The sequence below is a fragment of the Paenibacillus sp. J31R30 genome, from assembly GCF_059692115.1.
Window position 1 is genome coordinate 174712 of sequence record NZ_JCAUAV010000009.1, and the last position, 17762, is coordinate 192473.

19 protein-coding genes are annotated in these 17762 nt (G+C 44.3%); 7 read left to right on the forward strand and 12 right to left on the reverse strand.

What is annotated here, in order from left to right; translation table 11 throughout:
- Positions 1 to 157: 157 nt before the first annotated feature.
- Entirely contained in the window at positions 158 to 1513 is a 1356-nt protein-coding gene (locus tag AC58QO_RS25070; RefSeq protein ID WP_497270319.1) for a glucose-6-phosphate isomerase, read from the reverse strand.
- 203 nt (positions 1514 to 1716) lie between these two features.
- On the opposite strand from AC58QO_RS25070, the gene AC58QO_RS25075 reads away from it, so the two are divergent.
- Entirely contained in the window at positions 1717 to 3000 is a 1284-nt protein-coding gene (locus AC58QO_RS25075; protein ID WP_497270321.1) for an NAD(P)-binding domain-containing protein, read from the forward strand.
- A 106-nt stretch (positions 3001 to 3106) separates the two neighbouring features.
- Here the strand turns inward: AC58QO_RS25075 and AC58QO_RS25080 are convergent, their stop codons facing one another.
- The 3 genes from AC58QO_RS25080 to AC58QO_RS25090 form a co-directional block, all read right to left on the reverse strand.
- A complete protein-coding gene (locus AC58QO_RS25080; protein ID WP_497270323.1) occupies positions 3107 to 3238 on the reverse strand; it encodes an N-acetylmuramoyl-L-alanine amidase in 132 nt (43 codons plus the stop codon).
- A gap of 142 nt (positions 3239 to 3380) precedes the next feature.
- The gene (locus tag AC58QO_RS25085) at positions 3381 to 3779 is read right to left on the reverse strand and encodes a phage holin family protein (protein WP_497270325.1); all 399 of its coding nucleotides are present in this window, start codon (positions 3777 to 3779) and stop codon (positions 3381 to 3383) included.
- Between the two features lie 232 nt (positions 3780 to 4011).
- On the reverse strand, positions 4012 to 4440 hold the full coding sequence (locus AC58QO_RS25090; RefSeq protein WP_497270327.1) for an ArpU family phage packaging/lysis transcriptional regulator: 429 nt from the start codon (positions 4438 to 4440) through the stop codon (positions 4012 to 4014).
- 165 nt (positions 4441 to 4605) lie between these two features.
- Here AC58QO_RS25090 and AC58QO_RS25095 point away from each other — a divergent pair, with 165 nt between their 5' ends.
- From AC58QO_RS25095 to AC58QO_RS25105, 3 genes are all read left to right on the forward strand, one after another.
- Positions 4606 to 5010, forward strand: coding sequence for a helix-turn-helix domain-containing protein (locus AC58QO_RS25095; RefSeq protein ID WP_497270329.1), 405 nt, complete (start codon positions 4606 to 4608; stop codon positions 5008 to 5010).
- A 193-nt stretch (positions 5011 to 5203) separates the two neighbouring features.
- Entirely contained in the window at positions 5204 to 5746 is a 543-nt protein-coding gene (locus tag AC58QO_RS25100; protein ID WP_497270331.1) for an ImmA/IrrE family metallo-endopeptidase, read from the forward strand.
- A 31-nt stretch (positions 5747 to 5777) separates the two neighbouring features.
- Positions 5778 to 6095, forward strand: coding sequence for a hypothetical protein (locus AC58QO_RS25105; protein WP_497270333.1), 318 nt, complete (start codon positions 5778 to 5780; stop codon positions 6093 to 6095).
- A gap of 80 nt (positions 6096 to 6175) precedes the next feature.
- On the opposite strand, the gene ppnP is transcribed toward AC58QO_RS25105, so the two are convergent.
- Positions 6176 to 6493: a pyrimidine/purine nucleoside phosphorylase gene (ppnP, locus tag AC58QO_RS25110; protein ID WP_497270335.1), complete on the reverse strand. Its 318-nt coding sequence runs from the start codon at positions 6491 to 6493 to the stop codon at positions 6176 to 6178.
- A 78-nt stretch (positions 6494 to 6571) separates the two neighbouring features.
- Complete coding sequence (tkt, locus tag AC58QO_RS25115; protein ID WP_497270336.1) at positions 6572 to 8593, reverse strand: transketolase; 2022 nt, start codon at positions 8591 to 8593, stop codon at positions 6572 to 6574.
- 184 nt (positions 8594 to 8777) lie between these two features.
- On the opposite strand from tkt, the gene AC58QO_RS25120 reads away from it, so the two are divergent.
- Entirely contained in the window at positions 8778 to 10085 is a 1308-nt protein-coding gene (locus AC58QO_RS25120; RefSeq protein WP_497270338.1) for a DUF1800 domain-containing protein, read from the forward strand.
- 16 nt (positions 10086 to 10101) lie between these two features.
- Complete coding sequence (locus tag AC58QO_RS25125; RefSeq protein WP_497270340.1) at positions 10102 to 11337, forward strand: DUF1501 domain-containing protein; 1236 nt, start codon at positions 10102 to 10104, stop codon at positions 11335 to 11337.
- Positions 11338 to 11390: 53 nt separating this feature from the next.
- Here the strand turns inward: AC58QO_RS25125 and purU are convergent, their stop codons facing one another.
- Entirely contained in the window at positions 11391 to 12290 is a 900-nt protein-coding gene (gene purU, locus AC58QO_RS25130; RefSeq protein WP_497270341.1) for a formyltetrahydrofolate deformylase, read from the reverse strand.
- A gap of 35 nt (positions 12291 to 12325) precedes the next feature.
- On the reverse strand, positions 12326 to 13453 hold the full coding sequence (locus tag AC58QO_RS25135; RefSeq protein WP_497270343.1) for a deoxyribonuclease IV: 1128 nt from the start codon (positions 13451 to 13453) through the stop codon (positions 12326 to 12328).
- Positions 13454 to 13575: 122 nt separating this feature from the next.
- On the opposite strand from AC58QO_RS25135, the gene AC58QO_RS25140 reads away from it, so the two are divergent.
- Entirely contained in the window at positions 13576 to 14004 is a 429-nt protein-coding gene (locus tag AC58QO_RS25140; protein WP_497270345.1) for a DUF2621 family protein, read from the forward strand.
- A gap of 167 nt (positions 14005 to 14171) precedes the next feature.
- On the opposite strand, the gene AC58QO_RS25145 is transcribed toward AC58QO_RS25140, so the two are convergent.
- The 4 genes from AC58QO_RS25145 to AC58QO_RS25160 all read right to left on the reverse strand — a co-directional run bounded on the left by AC58QO_RS25145 (position 14172) and on the right by AC58QO_RS25160 (position 17751).
- Positions 14172 to 14390: a hypothetical protein gene (locus AC58QO_RS25145; RefSeq protein WP_497270347.1), complete on the reverse strand. Its 219-nt coding sequence runs from the start codon at positions 14388 to 14390 to the stop codon at positions 14172 to 14174.
- A 107-nt stretch (positions 14391 to 14497) separates the two neighbouring features.
- A complete protein-coding gene (locus AC58QO_RS25150) occupies positions 14498 to 15577 on the reverse strand; it encodes a GNAT family N-acetyltransferase (protein WP_497270349.1) in 1080 nt (359 codons plus the stop codon).
- 85 nt (positions 15578 to 15662) lie between these two features.
- Positions 15663 to 16775: an ATP-grasp domain-containing protein gene (locus AC58QO_RS25155; protein ID WP_497270351.1), complete on the reverse strand. Its 1113-nt coding sequence runs from the start codon at positions 16773 to 16775 to the stop codon at positions 15663 to 15665.
- Between the two features lie 34 nt (positions 16776 to 16809).
- On the reverse strand, positions 16810 to 17751 hold the full coding sequence (locus AC58QO_RS25160; RefSeq protein ID WP_497270353.1) for an SDR family oxidoreductase: 942 nt from the start codon (positions 17749 to 17751) through the stop codon (positions 16810 to 16812).
- Positions 17752 to 17762: the final 11 nt, after the last annotated feature.

A 17762-nucleotide genomic window follows, 5' to 3' on the forward strand; every position in this document is an offset into this window, starting at 1 on the left:
TTTCTCGGTAGAAGGAAACAACTGTTTCACTATATTCTACACACAACCTTGGACTTCGACAATATAGAAAGAAAATTTACCACATAAATAATGGAAAAAAAGGTGCAAAAAAACGACCTATCCGATAGGATTGATCGTTTTTCACTTAAGTTGAAAATTATTGTTGCAAGCGAGCTTCTAGCTCCGCTTTTTCTTTCTCATAGCCAGGCTTGCCTAAGAGGGCAAACATGTTCTTTTTGTACGCTTCAACACCCGGTTGATCGAATGGATTCACACCCATCAAGTAACCGCTGATGCCGCAGGCTTTTTCAAAGAAGTAGACCATGTATCCGAAAGAGTAAGGCGTCATATCCGGCAATGTTACGATCAGGTTCGGTACTTGACCGTCTGTGTGCGCAAGCATCGTGCCTTGGAATGCTTTCTTGTTCACGAAGTCCATCGTTTTACCGCTAAGGAAATTCAGTCCATCCAGATCATCTGCATCCGTACCGATCGTGATATGATCAGCCACTTGGTCAACTTGGATCACCGTTTCGAACAAAATGCGATTGCCATCTTGAACGAATTGTCCCATGGAGTGAAGATCGGTTGAGAAGTCTACAGAAGCAGGATAAATTCCTTTGTAATCCTTGCCTTCGCTCTCCCCGAACAATTGCTTCCACCACTCCGAAACGAAGTGCAAGGATGGCTCATAGTTTACAAGGATCTCGATCGTTTTGCCTTTACGATACAGGGTGTTACGAACTGCCGCGTATTGATAGGCTTGATTCTCGCTAAGTTTCGGATTGGAGAACTCTTGCTGCGCATCTGCCGCACCTTTCATGATCGCTTCCACGTCAATGCCAGCCGTTGCAATTGGTAACAAACCAACCGCAGTTAACACGGAGTAACGACCACCAACATCATCCGGAATGACGAAAGTCTCGTAGCCTTCAGCTGTTGCCAAAGTTTTGAGAGCGCCCTTCTCTTGATCTGTTGTTGCATAGATACGCTTGCGAGCTGCTTCCTTCCCGTATTTCTTCTCCAAAAGTTCGCGGAAAATACGAAAAGCAATCGCTGGCTCAGTTGTCGTACCGGATTTGGAAATCACATTCACGGAGAAATCTTTACCTTCGAGCAATTGAAGCAAATGCGTGACATATGTCGAAGAGATATTATTTCCCACGAAATAAATCTCAGGTGTTTTACGTTTATCTTTTGGCAAGATGTTATAAAAAGAATGAGACAACATTTCAAGTGCGGCACGCGCACCTAAATAAGAACCGCCAATACCGATCACGACAAGCACGTCGGAATCCGATTGAATTTGCTTCGCGGATGCTTGAATGCGGGCAAACTCTTCACGATTGTAGTTCTCAGGAAGATCCACCCAGCCTAAATAATCAGAGCCTGCACCTGTTTTGTTATGTAACTGATTATGCGCTAGCTCAACTTGTGCCGCCAAATAATCGACCTCATGTTGGGATAAAAAGGATAAAGCCTTACTGTAATCGAATTGTAGCTTTTTACTCATTAGGTTCGCCTCCATCTCTATTTTTTACCTTTTCCTAGCATACTTATTTGCTTGTCCAAAAGCAAGTGAGCGATCCTATATTGAATAACTTCAATGATGAGTGATCGTGTAAGCGGAGAGACTTTAGTCGGAGGCCGAAGATCCCTATAAAGTAATTCACAGGTATTAATTCCCATGATAAAATAAAATTAGAGGTGAGGGACATGAAACGTATCGGCTTTATTGGACTTGGCACAATGGGTAGGCCCATGGCTGCTAACCTTATTCAAAAGGGTTTTATGGTAACAGTGTATAATCGCACTGCTGAAAAGGTGGACGAGCTTGTGCATCTGGGAGCTGAAGCTGGCAATACGCCTGCCGAAGTCGCTCGTAACTCAGATGTCCTATTTACGATGCTCAGCAATGATGCTGCGCTTCTCGAAACATTTTATAGTGAGCAAGGTATTCTAAGCGGTATCCACCCGGCACTTACCATTATTGACTCCAGTACTGTATCTCCCCAAACAAGTCAACAGCTGGCGGAAGAGCTCGCGGCGCATTTCGTCGATTTCCTCGACGCACCTGTGACTGGCACGAAGCCTGCTGCTGAAGCTGGTACCCTTACGTTCATGGTCGGCGGCAGCCAAGAAGTATTTGAGGAGCAGCTGGACTTGTTCCACGTACTTGGCAGCAAAGCACTTTACCTCGGGCCGAGCGGCTCAGGCTCTTATGCCAAGCTAGCTCACAACACGATGGTGGGCATTAACCTTGCAGGGCTTGCTGAAGGCTTGTCTATCGCAACCAAGGCAGGGATTAACCCGAGTCAATTTTTAGAAATCGCCCGCTCAGGCGGAGCCAATAGCAAGCAAGTCGAGCTCAAAGGCGAGAAAATTCTCGATCGTGATTTCAGTAATCAATTCTCATTGAAGCTGATGCTGAAGGATTTGCTGCTCGCACAAGAAGTTACCGGTAAATTTCAATTACCGACGCCGATGCTGCAATCCGCTACAAATCTATTCCAAATCGGCCTAAGCAAAGGCTTAGGTGAAGAGGATCTCAGCGCTGTCATTAAGTGCTACGAGGAATGGATGGGTCAGCAGGTTATTAAGCCTAACGGGCCTATGGTGGAGAAGAGTAGACCGGCTTCGCCTCTATCTGGTCGTGAACGCCGTAAAAACACGCGCGTGCAGTTGGATATTAACCTGAAGCTGTCCATCTATCAATGGGAGCAAGAAGGCTCGTTCTCCGGGCAAAACATCGACGGCAACCTATTTGATCTATCCGAAAGCGGACTGCAGATCTTAACGAACGTACTGCTTGCCCCGGATATGTTCGTTGTCATCCATTTCCCGCAGGAAGCTGGATTACCGCCAATCACCGGACGTGTGATTCGCATTGAGACTGAAGGACGCAGCTACCGTTATGGTTGTATGCTGTCAGGACTGCCGCCATACGTACGAATTAAGTTGGAGCAGTATATCGAGGATCATATTGCGAGTGCCGTTTAGGTACTGATACGAAGAACACCGTGCTTCAATGGAAGAGGCGGTGTTCTTTTTAATTCTAAGATCTTAGCAGCGTGCAGAAGACCTGAAGATTCTTGCAGTTGGCAGTTCACATCTGCCCTGACACTTTGCGAAGCTCATTGGCTAGCCTGTGAAACTTTACCCTCGCTTCGACATCTTCCGTGCTCGTCCAAGCTGCAGACAAAAAGTTAATAATTTTATTGGCATCATCCGAACTCATCAAATACTCCCTTTCCTCTTCAACTTGATCATAACGAGTCAGATTGCTCCCCTCTATAATACGAATCAATTTCTCTGCATATTGCAGGTCTGTTGCGTATCCTGCTTGATGCAGTCCCCAACTTGCTTGCCGATAGTCTTGCTCATAACCCCTCCCCTTTGCTTCGCAAAACTTGAATCATCTGCTTCAAAAAGACAGGAAGCGGCAGCCCTAAACGTCCGTAATTTTCAGTAATGGAAATGAATTCATTTGCTAAGTAAAAATAGACTGCACCTGTCATCATCAGGTCTGTGTCCAAGAGGATATCCATGCGATGCGCCAGCATAATGACAAGCAGCATCAGTCCTTTGCGTGCAAGGCCCCAAAAGCCAACTTGGCTGTTAAGTCCTTGCTGCTCTTTGATCGAGGCGGCAATGCCGGTAACATAATCGACGAGTATCGCCATGAGGAAGAGCCCAATAAGTTCGCTCCACCCGCCGAACGTGTAGGTTGCGATTGCTCCGAGGGTGGCTGAAATCAGGTTGAAATTGAAATCATTCATTTCTCTCACCCCCTTTCCGCTCATTCTTGTTTTGAAATTCAAAACATTTTTTTCTTTTCAAAACGTATGCTTCACTCCTTCCGCGTGTCCCCTTACCTCTCAGCTACGATGGATCTTTCAGGAACGATTTCTTGTGCTTCCACTTAGCAGGATCACCTCCCTTACTTGGCTACACAACGATCTTATCATGCGTTAAAACGGGGCGAACTGCCAAAAAACTGCCAATTCTGGATCATCCTTGTTGCACCTTCACTTCCAGCCGCAGCATGTATGCCAGCTTTTCGATTGCTCTTGCCTTCATCCGACGATACGTACGCTCACTCAAATTCAACTCATGAAACAGTAAGAAATCGAACGTCTTGTCCCGCTTTAAATACCGTTCCTGAATAATTCCTTGCTCTTGCTCCTCTAGCCGAGAAATCGCTTGCTCAACTTCCCTGCATACACCTAGCAAGTGCTCCTCCTCTGAACCAATATCGTAGGCAACCGCCTGCTCCGCCACTTTGAACAACTCATTCCTACTCGACACGGCTCCATTTTCTCTCCGCAAATACCCAAGAGTTCGATACATGCGTACGACTTCAAGCACACTTTCCACCCTTTTGCGTGTTGCCCGGCGATCAATCTGTTCTTGCTCTATATGGAAAATACGTTCTGCCATTCCTCGACCATCTCCTAAAATTTGTCGTTTTGAAATTCTAAACACATCATACGTTGTCTTGTTTAAAATTTCAACACAAAAAGTTTTGAGAATCAAAACTTTTTCGCGCTATGCTCTTGTTTTTTGCACCACTCACCATTTACAATAGATTTAGGTGATCAAACGATGAAAGATATGGTGCAATTCGGCATCCGAATCCGTGATCTGCGGAAGATGAACAATTTCTCCCTCAGAGAACTTGGCGAACGGTCCGGTGTTAGTTATTCGTTTATTAACTCCATAGAAAATAACCGCTTCAGTCCCTCAAGGGAAACGGTTATATCCTTAGCTGATGCGCTTCGTATTGCTGAGAAAGACGAGTTACTTCTGCTCGCAGGCTTTGCTCCGACGGAAGAAGAGTCACTCGACGGATTATCTGCGGCTGCTCCTGAAGACGTCGATGACCCTGATGTCAGCTTATTTTTTAAAGACTTCAAGAACGCCCCCAAAGAGCGTCGCGACGAGATGCTGCGCTTCTGGAACTTCATCAAAGAGCAGCAGCAGTCCCGAACACCTGACAGTCAGCAGTAATCAGGGTATTCTTTAAACTACAATGTAAATGAAGCCAAGCCCCTGCGGGCTTTTCTTTACCGCAAATAACCGAACATACATTCTTAAAGCGAGGTGTTTTCACCTGTTCACTCATTACCAAGCTACTCCCCTTGAACAATGGGTAGAATCTTTATATCAGCAACATGACATCACTTCGCCAGCTCAGCTCAACATGACGAACTTAGCTGCCAAACTGCATATTTGGATTTACTGTATGGATATGAACAGTATGGCTATCGAAAAAGATGGACTATTCAGCATCAATGTTGACCGCCGTTTATCCGTTAAGGAGCAGTGGGAAGACTTTCTGCATGAGCTCTGTCATGTGTTGCGCCATTCCGGCAACCAGATGGTGATGCCTGATCGCTACGTCGATTGGCAAGAGCAGGATGCATCCTCGTTTCAGCTCTACGCGGCTATCCCTATGTCCATGCTGAAGAAACTGTCGCTGCCCGAACAGAAGAATGAAATGGTCGCCTTTCTTGCTGAAGAATTTCAGGTAACCTATCGACTTGCTAATGAAAGGATCGAACAAATCCAGCGGCGCGTCCTGCAAGGGATTCTAGATCATGAATATCAGCAATTTACACAAACTCAATTAAGTACATACAATTCAGCCAACTGGTCTGACGCGACCCGCGCCATCATGAGCAAACTCGAGCATTTAAAGCGAAAAGGAGGAATGGCTGATCGTCAAGCTAGCCGTCTTTTATGACTTTCATGAAGAGAGAATACAGCCATCGATCATGGCGCTGCGTTTTCGGCCTACCGAACTCGACTTTAGCAAGACCACCCTTTACATCCCGATAAGCGCTCCTTTTCAACAACTTCATTTCGAAGAAATTCCCGACCTAGAAGCCGGAATAACCGTACTGCTGGAGGACCTCGTCGTCAATGCTGCACGTCCTGCATCTTTTGGCATCAGCCTCTCGCGAATTAAGCAACGACATACGCTCCTACTCGATGATCAGCCTATGATTCAGCAATTGTGGATTCGCATGACCGACATCGAAGAGGTGCTGCAAATGGAGATCCGATCCTTTTATAGCTGGGCTTCCAAATGAGAAAAACCATACATCCATTGAACATATAGTCCAAATGGTTGTATGGTTTTTGTGTTTGAAGCGTTCGACTCTCCGCGGTATTACTCAGCGATATAAGAACAAATATAGTCGCTCACAGTTTTCACTTCGAGCTTGAATTTCGTGTTCGCTGGTACTGTGAATTCACCTTGACCATTGATCGTAATCCACTCTGTGCTGCCTGGAAGCAATACGTTCAGCTCGCCCGCTTGGATTTCCATGATTTCTTTCACATCTGTTCCAAATTCGTATTCACCTGGAAGCAGGATGCCTAGCGTCTTCTTCGTGCCATCTGCGAATTGCACAGTGCGGCTCGTTACTTTTCCATCGAAATAAACATTGGCTTTCGTAAGTACGGTTACATTTTCAAAGCTGGACATGGTTAATATTTCCCCCTCTAAAATGACTACGAATAAGTGCAAGCCGAGGCTCAGACGAGCTGAGCCCCTGCAATTTTATTAGCCCAACAAAGCTTTCACGCGTGCTGCAACGTTCTCAGGTGAGAAGCCGTATTCTCTAAGAACTGTATCCCCAGGTGCGGATGCTCCGAAAGTAGAAATTCCTAGGATTGAACCCTCATCGCCTGTATAACGCTCCCAGCCAAGTGGGTACGCCATCTCAACTGCAAGACGCTTCTTCACGCCTGGTAAGATAACAGAATCTTTGTATTCTTTGGATTGTTTCTCGAACAATTCCAAGCTCGGCAAGCTAACAACGCGAACGTTGATGCCTTCGGCTTGCAATAATTTTTGAGCAGCCACAGCTAGCTGTACTTCAGAACCTGTTGCTAGGATTTGTGCATCTGGTTGACCATTTGCAGCATCGGATACGACATATCCACCTTTGCTTAGGTTCGCTTTGGCTCCTTCAACCGTACCTTCCAAGATCGGCAAGTTTTGACGAGTCAAGACAAGCGCAACTGGACCTTTGGCTTCGGAGATTGCATAACGCCAAGCTTCAGACGTTTCGTTACCGTCAGCAGGACGGATCACGGTGATGCCCGGAATAACGCGAAGCGCCGGAAGTTGTTCAATCGGCTCATGTGTCGGCCCATCTTCACCAACCGCGATACTATCGTGTGTTAATACGTAAATAACAGGAAGCTGCATAAGCGCTGCAAGACGGATCGATGCACGCAGGTAGTCTGAGAATACGAAGAAGGTTGCTCCGTACACTTTTACTCCACCATGAAGTGCCATACCGTTCATTGCTGTCCCCATACCGAACTCACGAACACCGAACCATACATTGCGTCCAGCATAGTTGCTAGCGCTGTAGTTGGATTCGCCTTTGATCATCGTGTTGTTCGAGCTTGCTAGATCCGCGGAACCCCCGATTAATTGCGGCAATTTGCCTGCAACAGCATTGATCGCATTACCAGAAGCAACGCGCGTAGCCATCGGCTTATCAGCTGTTGTGTATTTCGGAAGATCAGCATCCCAACCTGCAGGCAGTTCACCATTTACAGCCGCGCTGAATTGGTTGCCAAGCTCTGGATAAGCTTTGATGTAGTCGTTCAACAATTGGCTCCAAGCTTGTTCAGCTGCAGAACCTTCCTTTTGAATTTCGGCATAGTGCGCACGAACTTCATCCGGCACTAAGAAATCCGGCTCTTCAGGCCAGCCGTAAGCTTGTTTCGTCAATTTCACTTCGTCGCCGCCAAGTGGTGAACCGTGAGGACCCACATGTCCGCCTTTACCACCTTTGTTCGGGGAACCGAAACCGATTGTCGTTTTCACTTCAATCAACGTAGGACGCGTTGTATCAGCTTTCGCTTCTGCAATCGCTTTGGAAATCGCAGCAAGATCGTTTTGCTCTTCTACGCGAATAACCTGCCAGCCGTAAGCTTCAAAACGTGCATGCACATTTTCAGAGAACGCCATATTTAATTCGCCATCCAGCGAGATATCATTTGAATCGTACAACATGATCAATTTGCCCAATTTCAAGTGAGCTGCAAGGGAAACGGCTTCGGAGGAAACGCCTTCCATCATATCGCCATCGCCGCAAATCGCGTACGTGTAGTGGTCAATTACTGGGAAGTTTTCTTTGTTGTACGTCTCTCTCAAATGCGCTTCAGCCATTGCCATACCGACTGCCATTCCCACACCTTGTCCAAGTGGGCCCGTAGTTGCGTCAACACCAGCTGTGTGACCATACTCTGGGTGACCAGGGGTCTTGCTTCCCCATTGGCGGAAGTTCTTGATCTCTTCCATTGGCAGATCATAACCGCATAAGTGAAGCAAGCTGTATAGAAGCATGGATCCGTGTCCAGCAGATAGAACGAAACGGTCACGGTTCACCCATTTAGGATTCGAAGGATTGTGCTTCATATGCTGCTTCCACAGCACGTAAGCCATTGGCGCAGCTCCCATTACCATACCCGGGTGGCCTGATTTAGCTTTCTCAACCGCGTCGATACCGAGTGTACGGATCGTGTCGACGGCTAATTGTTCAATTGTTTTGTTTGATACAGTCATTCGATAATTCCCTCCATGATTTCTGTATTTTCGTCAGCCTTTAACTTGTACATACAAGTGGCTTTTCTCGCTTGCATTATTGTACCATTTGCTTTAAGGCTTTGCCACAATAACCCGTTAAAACATCATTATTTTCATACAAAATGAATATATATAGTCATAGCCTTGGGACAAGAGGTGCATTATGGCAAAGAATTGGACGGAGAGAGAAATCATCCATTTGTTTAATCGGGCTGCTTTTGGAGCGAGTGATCAGGACATAGCAGCGAGCCTGACTCTGGGAAGGGAAGAGACGGTGTCTCGATTGGTGAATGGGGTTGCTGTGTCGAATGAACAGAGTAGACCTCCCTCAATAGAAGACGTGCTAGACGAGGGGCGTTCACTACAATCTGACCAACTGATCGATCAACAAATTTACTGGGTACACAGGATCATAAATAGCAATACACCATTAATCGAGAGAATGACACTGTTCTGGCATAATCACTTCGCAACGTCCATTCGTAAAGTGGAAGATGTCAACGTTATGGTCGTTCAAAATGAACTCTTTCGAAGAAAGGCTCTTGGATCCTTTCGTGAATTATTAACATCTGTCGGGAGAGATCCAGCCATGATGATTTGGCTCGATATCGGGGACAATCGCAAGGATAGTCCAAATGAGAATTATGCGCGTGAAGTCATGGAGCTATTCACATTAGGCAGGGGTCACTACACCGAAGAAGATGTGAAAGAAGCTGCCAGGGCATTCACGGGATGGCGATACGATGATGATCGTGAACAAGCCGTGTTTGACCCTAAGCAACATGATAATCAAATGAAAACGATGCTTGGAAAACAAGGAAACATGCGTGACCAAGATGTGATCAACGTTCTGCTTGCGCAACCAGCGCTTTATGATTTCATTACATTGAAGCTACTGCAGTCCTTCGCATCTCCCAATCCTTCTCCTGTATGGAGGGCCAAAGTAGCCTCGCGCTTCGCACAATCCAAGCAAATCAAAGATGTACTTTATGAGATCTTTATTTCCGATGAATTCTATGACGAGGGGCAGTACATGTCACTGATTAAATCACCTGTTGATTATGTCGTCGGTATCGCTCGAGCACTGTCTTTGACTCCTTCCAAAAGTATGGTTGAAGCCCTTGCACATATGGGACAAGAGCTTTTCGCACCGCCAAATGTGGCTGGATGGGTAGGAAACGAATCTTGGTTCTACACGAACTATGTATTTGAACGCTTACGATTTGCAGAAAATGCAGCTTTCCAAGCTCCTTCCTCCTGGTTTCTTCTCGATTCCTATAAACCAACAGCGAAAGTTTCAATCGAGGAAAGATTGCGGATATGGAGTAAGAAGCTTCGGATAGGTAGATTGAACAGCAGTACCATGCAGGGGCTTACCTCGTATGCGCAGGATAGTCTCGTACTTTCGGATACCATCAAACGTCAACTTCTTCAGTTGATTTTAGCTTGTCCTGAAAGTCACGTGAAATAGGAGGGATCGGAACCATATGAGGCTGACTAGAAGAGATTTTCTTAAAAAGAGTACGGCACTCATTGCCGCCCTAAGCTTTGGTGGTACTCTGCTTGCTACTGAGAAAGGACGAGCCCTTCTAACAGGACACACCAAATTGAGGAAAAGAAGTAAATCTCCTGTACTGGTTGTTGTACAACTTTCAGGAGGTAACGATGGGCTCAATACGCTTATCCCCTATGGGGATGGTACCTATTACGACAATCGGCCTTCCCTTGGGTATGAGCAAAAGGAAGTTCTCGCCATAGATAATCAACTAGGCCTTCACCCCAGCCTTTCGCATATGCATAGCTATTTTCGCGACGGTAATCTAGCTATTATTCAAGGTGTAGGCTATCCGAACCCGAATTTCTCCCATTTCCGATCGATGGATATTTGGCAAACTGCTATGCCCGAGAAGTTCTCAGATAGCGGATGGCTTGGCCGTTATATCGTATCATCACTAGATAATCAACCTCTCCCGGCAATTCAAATTGGAGGGTATGCGCAGTTGTCCTTCAACGCTCCAGGCGTTAATATCCCTTCCATAACATCCATCGAACAGTTCTATCCTTTTTCCTCTGAAACCAATGAAAATGACAGACTGCGAATGACACAAGCCCTGCAGCATATGTATCAAAAACAACCTCAAAAAGAAGCATTACGTGTAACTGCGGCTCACATGACTTCTGCCTTTCAAAATGTAGATACGATTCATTCTATGGTATCCTCCTACTCTAGCCATGTATCCTATCCGGATACTGATATTGCCAATGATCTTCAACTGGCTGCCAAGTTAATTGCCGCCCGTTCTGACACCCGCGTCTATTACACACAACTAGGAGGGTTTGACGATCATGCCAATGAGCGTGAGCAGCATGCAGTGACCCTAGACGAGTTGGATCAAGGACTCCATGCGTTTTACTCGGATTTAAAGGAAAATGGACTGGAACAAGATGTAGTAACCCTCGTATTCTCCGAGTTTGGCCGTCGTTTGAAAGAAAATGCCAGCAGTGGAACAGACCATGGGACAGCCGCGCCAGTATTCGTACTAGGCGGACAAGTGAAAGGTGGATTATATGGCGCTAATCCAAGCTTAACTAAGCTAGATGGAGACGATTTGAAATACGAAGTCGATTTCAGAGAAGTGTACTACACGATCATCGAGGACTGGTTACGTGGGGATGCCAATGCGGTATTGGGCAGGAGATATGAGAATCTTGGTTTTATTTGAAAGGTTACTACTCGAAAAAAAGCTGCGTCCAGTGTAAACGGACGCAGCTCTTTTTAGTTAAAAACAACCGTCTTATTATTATGAACAATAATCCGATCCTCAACATGCCAAGCTACTGCTCTTGCAAGTACGATCCGTTCAATATGGCGACCTATTCTTTTCAAATCCTCGACATTATCACGGTGACTTACACGCTGAACATCCTGCTCAATAATCGGTCCGCCATCTAATTCGTCTGTCACATAGTGCGCCGTAGCTCCAATGATCTTCACCCCGCGGTTATGCGCTTGAGCATAAGGTTTTCCACCTACGAAAGCAGGTAAGAAGGAGTGGTGGATATTGATGATACGATTCGCGTAATGCTGGATGAACGAAGGAGAAACGATCTGCATGTAACGCGCAAGCACAATCGCATCCACGCTTTCACCAATGACTTCTAGCTGGCGCTGCTCCGCTTCCGCTTTAGTAGCCGCGGTAACTGGAATGTGATGAAATGGAATTCCAAACGGCTCAACCAGTGAGCGCATATCATTGTGGTTAGAGATCACCATCGCGATGTCTGCGTTGAGATCCCCTGCACGCCAATGCCATAACAGCTCAAGCAGCGCATGGTCTTCCTTCGATACGAAAATCGCAATCCGCTTCTTCTGACTTGCCAGCGAAAGGCTCCAATCCATAGAGAACTTATCAGCAACGATTGAGAAGTCCGTTCTTAACCGCTCAACTCGGGTCGCTAACTCAGCTAAATCGAACTCAATCCGGATGAAAAACATTCCGCCCTCTGGATCCATCGTGTACTGATCAGATTGCACGATATTCGCGCCATATTCAAACAAAAATTGCGATACGGCTGCAACAATCCCTGGCTGATCCGGGCAAGAAATCAGCATTCTTGCTCTATTCATCAATTCGCTCTCCCGGCGAACTGAGCTATTCGTGGTTCCCGCTTCCATGTTTATCCCCCTAGCGATTTCGGACTGAGTGAAGGCTAAGCCTTCTTCAAGATGTCATTTCCAGCAAGCCAGACAATCAAACGCTGATTAATTTGTTCTTCACTAAGATCAGCGAAAAGTTGTTCTTCGTGAAGAATATCGTATAAGCGCTCCAACGGCTCGCGTCCGTCCGCTTTCTTCGCTTTGGCATCGTTTTTGAGCAGTTCCCATGTCTTTAGAACGAAATCACGGAAGTGAATATCTTTTTTGTTCATCAAAAAGTCGATTCTCTCCACATGATCTAGGAACTCGCCGCCAAAACGGCCGCTTAAGTTACCGGATAGCAACGCAATTTCCGCTTCGTACATCGGACGTTGTGTTTTGTCTTCTTTCCCAATCCATGGCGTCTCGAGAATCATCGGCAAATGCTGCAAGCTCTCATGATTCGCGATATTGTTCATAGCCTCGAAGCCAATCCAACCAGATCCAAGCGGTGCGTGGCGGTCTTTGCTGGCTCCGCGTGGATTTTTGCTATCATTCAAGTGGATAACGCCTAGCTTTTCTAAGCCAATCGTACGATCGAAATGACGCAGAACCCCGTCCAAATCGTTCACAATATCATAGCCAGCATCGTGAATATGGCAAGTATCCATACATACAGTCAGCTTATTATTGAACTCAACTTGCTCCATGATTTCAGCAATTTCTTCAAAGCTGCGGCCGATTTCTGTCCCTTTGCCTGCCATGGTTTCCAAAGCAATGTTGACATTCGTATCTTTCACTCCAGCAAGTACTTCATTCAGACCTTCTGCAATTCTGGCAATCCCATAGTCCGCATCCTTGTCCGTGTAAGCACCTGGATGAAGCACGATATTGCGCACACCGATATAATCCGTCCGACGGATTTCTTCTTGAAGGAAGCGTACAGCGAGCTCGAAGGTATCATCCTTATAAGAACCCAAATTGATAATGTATGGCGCATGGACAACGATTTCATTCATCGCATGCTTGTCCATCATAGCCTTGCCTTCTTCAATATACTGCTCTTCAATCGGTTTGCGGCGCGTATTCTGCGGTGCACCTGTGTATATCATGAACGTGGATGAGCCGTAAGAAACGGCTTCTTCTGCTGCATTTAGTAAGCCTTTATCTGAGAATGAAACGTGTGATCCAATTTTGGGCATAGTTCATAACTCCTTTATTAGTAGCTGCTACCTTCCTATTTTACTCGTATTGTCGCAAGAAATCTAGAAATAAGGTATAATTCTTACTATCTATTTGAAGCAATTAGTGAGGTGACAAATAAATGGCAAATGATTTTTTCATGTATTTCATCATTTTCTGGGTATGCGTACTGCTTTTATTCATGTCCATAGGCGGATTCTTCATGTTTCGCAAGTTTATTAAGGTACTCCCGAAAGAGGATGGCAAATCGAAGCTGGATTGGCAGAATCATTACGTGGACAGCTCACGTCATCTATGGACAGCAGATTCCAAAGCATTTCTCGACCAATTGGTTTCACCTGTTCCAACGGCCTTCCGTGATATTGCCAAGCATTCGATCGCTGCGCGAATTGGACAAGTTGCCTTAGAGGCGAACGCGAAGGAAGTTACTAGAGAGCACTGTATCGAGGGATATATATTAGCAACGCCGAAGCGAGATTATCGAAGTTTGACGAGCTTTCTGGAGAAGCAGCAGATTGATTATAGTGCGTTTAAACATTTGTTGAATTAGATGCAAGTAAATAGCCTCCTTATAGTAAGGAGGTATTTTTTACGCTATAATGAATGCGCTTACATTTTACTAAAATAAAAAATCTGTTCGGTTCCTGCTGCTGCGAAAATAAACGCTCAGTTGCAACAGCAGACATCCTCCAGATTGCATCAGACATGGATGAACATCTAGGCAAAATACGATGTAGCCGCAGAAAAATCGGAGTAATCTTGCCCCGAAACACTTACAATGGCAATATCCACTCCATGTCCTTCACAGGCGCATTCCTTGCAATGCCCCAATGGCATGCGTGATTTATAGAAACCAGTTTTGAAAATCAATTCTGCATTTCCTCTTTCCAATACTTTATTGCATTCTATACAAAATATTAATGAAGAAGTAATCATCGCTGTAAGCCTCCTAATCATATCCTAATGTCGCTTGTTGTTACATTATGTATTGCATTATTAGTATATGCTACATTTCGTAACAATGCAAGGGGTTTGCATTATTTTTATCCGCTTCGATACGCTGGAAAGTAGTTCATATTAATGGAACCAGCTTCTTGTATTTTGAGATCCAAAAGTTTATTGTACTTGTCCAAGCAGTGAACATTTTTCCCAATAAAATATCCCGCTTCCTGATTTGGTGAAAAGCTCTGTTTATATTTATATATGCCATCATTACTTGTATATCCGCCGCCTAACATAAAGTACTTGATCCCCTTTTTCATCGCCCATAAGATCACATTGTGTTTCAATAGATTATTGGGACACACATGAAAATAGTCAGTTAATGTACCACCTAAGAAGGAATAAATACATTCATCATCATAGAGAAATAATTCGGATGAAACAATTTTCGAGTCATACACGGCATGAAAATAAACATAATTCCCAGATAATTGAGAGTCAATCCGATTAAAATAGTCTTCCGAAAAATAGTAGAAATCATTCGCTTCACTTCTATCCATTGTATGATAATAGATTTGGCGAAACTCACTTGCATACCTAGAAGATTCATCAACGATTATCGTGACATCGTGTTCTTTAGCCTTACGAATACTTTTTCTATTGTTATGTTTGTAACTCTTTAGTGCATCCTCATCCGTCTCAAAACGATTAAGCTCGACATAGATGTTTCTATTTATCTCTTCTATATTAAAAAAAGTTTCAAACAAATCTTTATTGTGAATTAAAGGGTGGAATCTAACGAATTCCGAGATAATATTCCCTTCCTTACAATACGCACCAAAATACAGATAAAAACTTCGCATTAAGTCTAATTGATCACCATCGGCAAACATCTTGATTAGCGGGCCTCCATATCCATACGAAGAAGTAATGTCGTAGTTATCCTCCCCAGTTAGATCTAGCATTTTATTAATCTTTCTTTTTATATACGGGTAGACAACGATCCCTGTTGTATCCTCATATACGGCTAGTTCTGCCTCCCCCTCATTAAGATACAAACCTGTATACTTGTGGTTCCAAAAGACCTTACTATTAAATTTACTTAAATAGAATTCCCATTGAGCTTGGTCACTCAATCTTAGTATTTTAAACTGATGTTGAGTGCCAGGAACGGTTAACATCTATATCACTCCATTAATATATTTCGATTGTCGCCACACCATGCCTTATCGAAATTGGGTGGCGACTCATTACATGACAAGAAATTTAAAGACTTATCGCGTTTCCTTTGGCATAACTAACTCGGGATAATGCGAATTGCTGTAAATCCGATTCTCTAATAATGACTTCTGTCATATATCTTGCACAGACTAATCCTTCTTCGTAGATGAGGCGCTTTTGTATGGAATCCGTGCTTTCGCGCAACAAGAAGTTTCTGATGATAGCGTCACACTCATTAAAGCCCATTGCTGCTCGCATTCCTGTTATTCCAGTAAATCTGGTGTTTATTTCGAAAAATACGGGGCCTTCATCCGTCATCCTGCATTGAAAATTACAAGGTCCGACGAGACCTACATCAGCAAGAGCCTTTGCCATTTTAAACACTAGATTCTCAAGCTTGTCATCTTTAAAAGGAATGATCTTCATTGGATAACCGGCTTTTAAGTCGTTATTACTCATAAAACAACCAAGGATGGAAGAATCCTGTCCGATCAAAACTTGAATGGAAATTTCATCCTGCTGGTTTAAACTGCCATTCTTATATACATCTCGATCTGTAATGTCCTCGCGTGATTTGTTCCAGCTTTGCGGCACAAGGAACTTCTGTGCAATTAAAGTGCTATCTCGGAACTCAAGATTGTGCAGTTGATCCTTGTTGGTAATAATGGTGATGCCATTTGAACCCGAACCATCCGTTGGTTTAACAATGATGGGAAGACCCGACTTCTCGTATAAATTCATCATATCTTTTACATACACAGTACTAACAAATGGAAACCCTATGTTTTCAAAAAAGTTATAACACTCAAATTTATTCGAACCTAATTCAATGCTTTCCACACTTCCTACGACTGCAATGCAACCCGCGTTAAGCAGCCTATCTCGCATCTTCGCCAGAATCGGAAGTTCTGTATCTGTGCCAGGGAAGAGAATCTTTACTTGTTCATCTTCGATGATCTGCATGAGTTCTTCTTCGTACGCTGGACTCGTTGGACTAGGAAGTAAGTAGCCCGTATCACAATTATAGGTGCCTACATTAAAAGGATTCATATCTGCACCTATCAGTAAGATATCTAATTCGGACATTTTCAATGATTTAATGATTGACTGTCCTACTCCGCTTCCAGCACCGGTGATTAATACTCGAATTTTCCCCATCATGACAACCTCCAAGTTTATATTTCTGATTTCGTTAAAGGACAGTTTGCTTATACCATTCGACTACTTTTTCTAATCCTGTAAATACGTTTACTTCTGGCTGATAACCTAGTAAGAGTCTTGCTTGTTCAATGTCAGCCAAACTATGTTTAACATCCCCTTGGCGACTTTTTACATAAGTCGGACTAATCTCACGATCCATCAAACTGCATAATGTATAAAAGACTTCATTGAGCGTAATCCGGTTGCCGTATGCAATGTTAAATACCTTGCCACATGCTTCTACTGGCGCAAAGCAAGCCTTCAAATTCGCTTGCATCACATTATCGATATAAGTAAAGTCTCGAGACTGTTCACCATCACCGTGGATGTCAGGTGACTCATTCTGAAGCAAGGATTTAATAAATTTGGGTATGACAGCTGCATATTGCGAATTCGGGTCTTGCTTAGGTCCGAATACATTGAAATATCGAAGCGTTACCGTTTCTAATCCATAAGTCCGATAAAATACATTCGCATAAAACTCAGAAATCAATTTGGTAACCGCATACGGCGATAAGGGTGTTACATTCATTGTTTCAACCTTCGGTAGAACAGCTGTATCTCCATAGGCAGAAGATGATGCGGCTAAGATCATTCGTTTTACATCGTTGTCTCTCGCGGAAACCAACATATTTAATGTCCCATTGACATTATTATCGTGTGATGTAAGTGGATCGACGATTGATCGAGGTACCGAACCTAATGCAGCCTGATGAAAGATGTAATCCACATTTTTCGATGCTTTCTGGCAAGTATTGAGGTCTCTTATATCCCCTTCTACCCATTCGATGTCCCCAATAACGCTCCTTAAATTTTCTTTTTTTCCAGTAGAGAGATTATCCAGTACCCTAACTTCATAATTTTGTTTTAATAATGTTTCTACTAAATTGGAGCCAATAAATCCGGCCCCTCCCGTTACTAAACACTTCGTCATAGTTTCCTCCA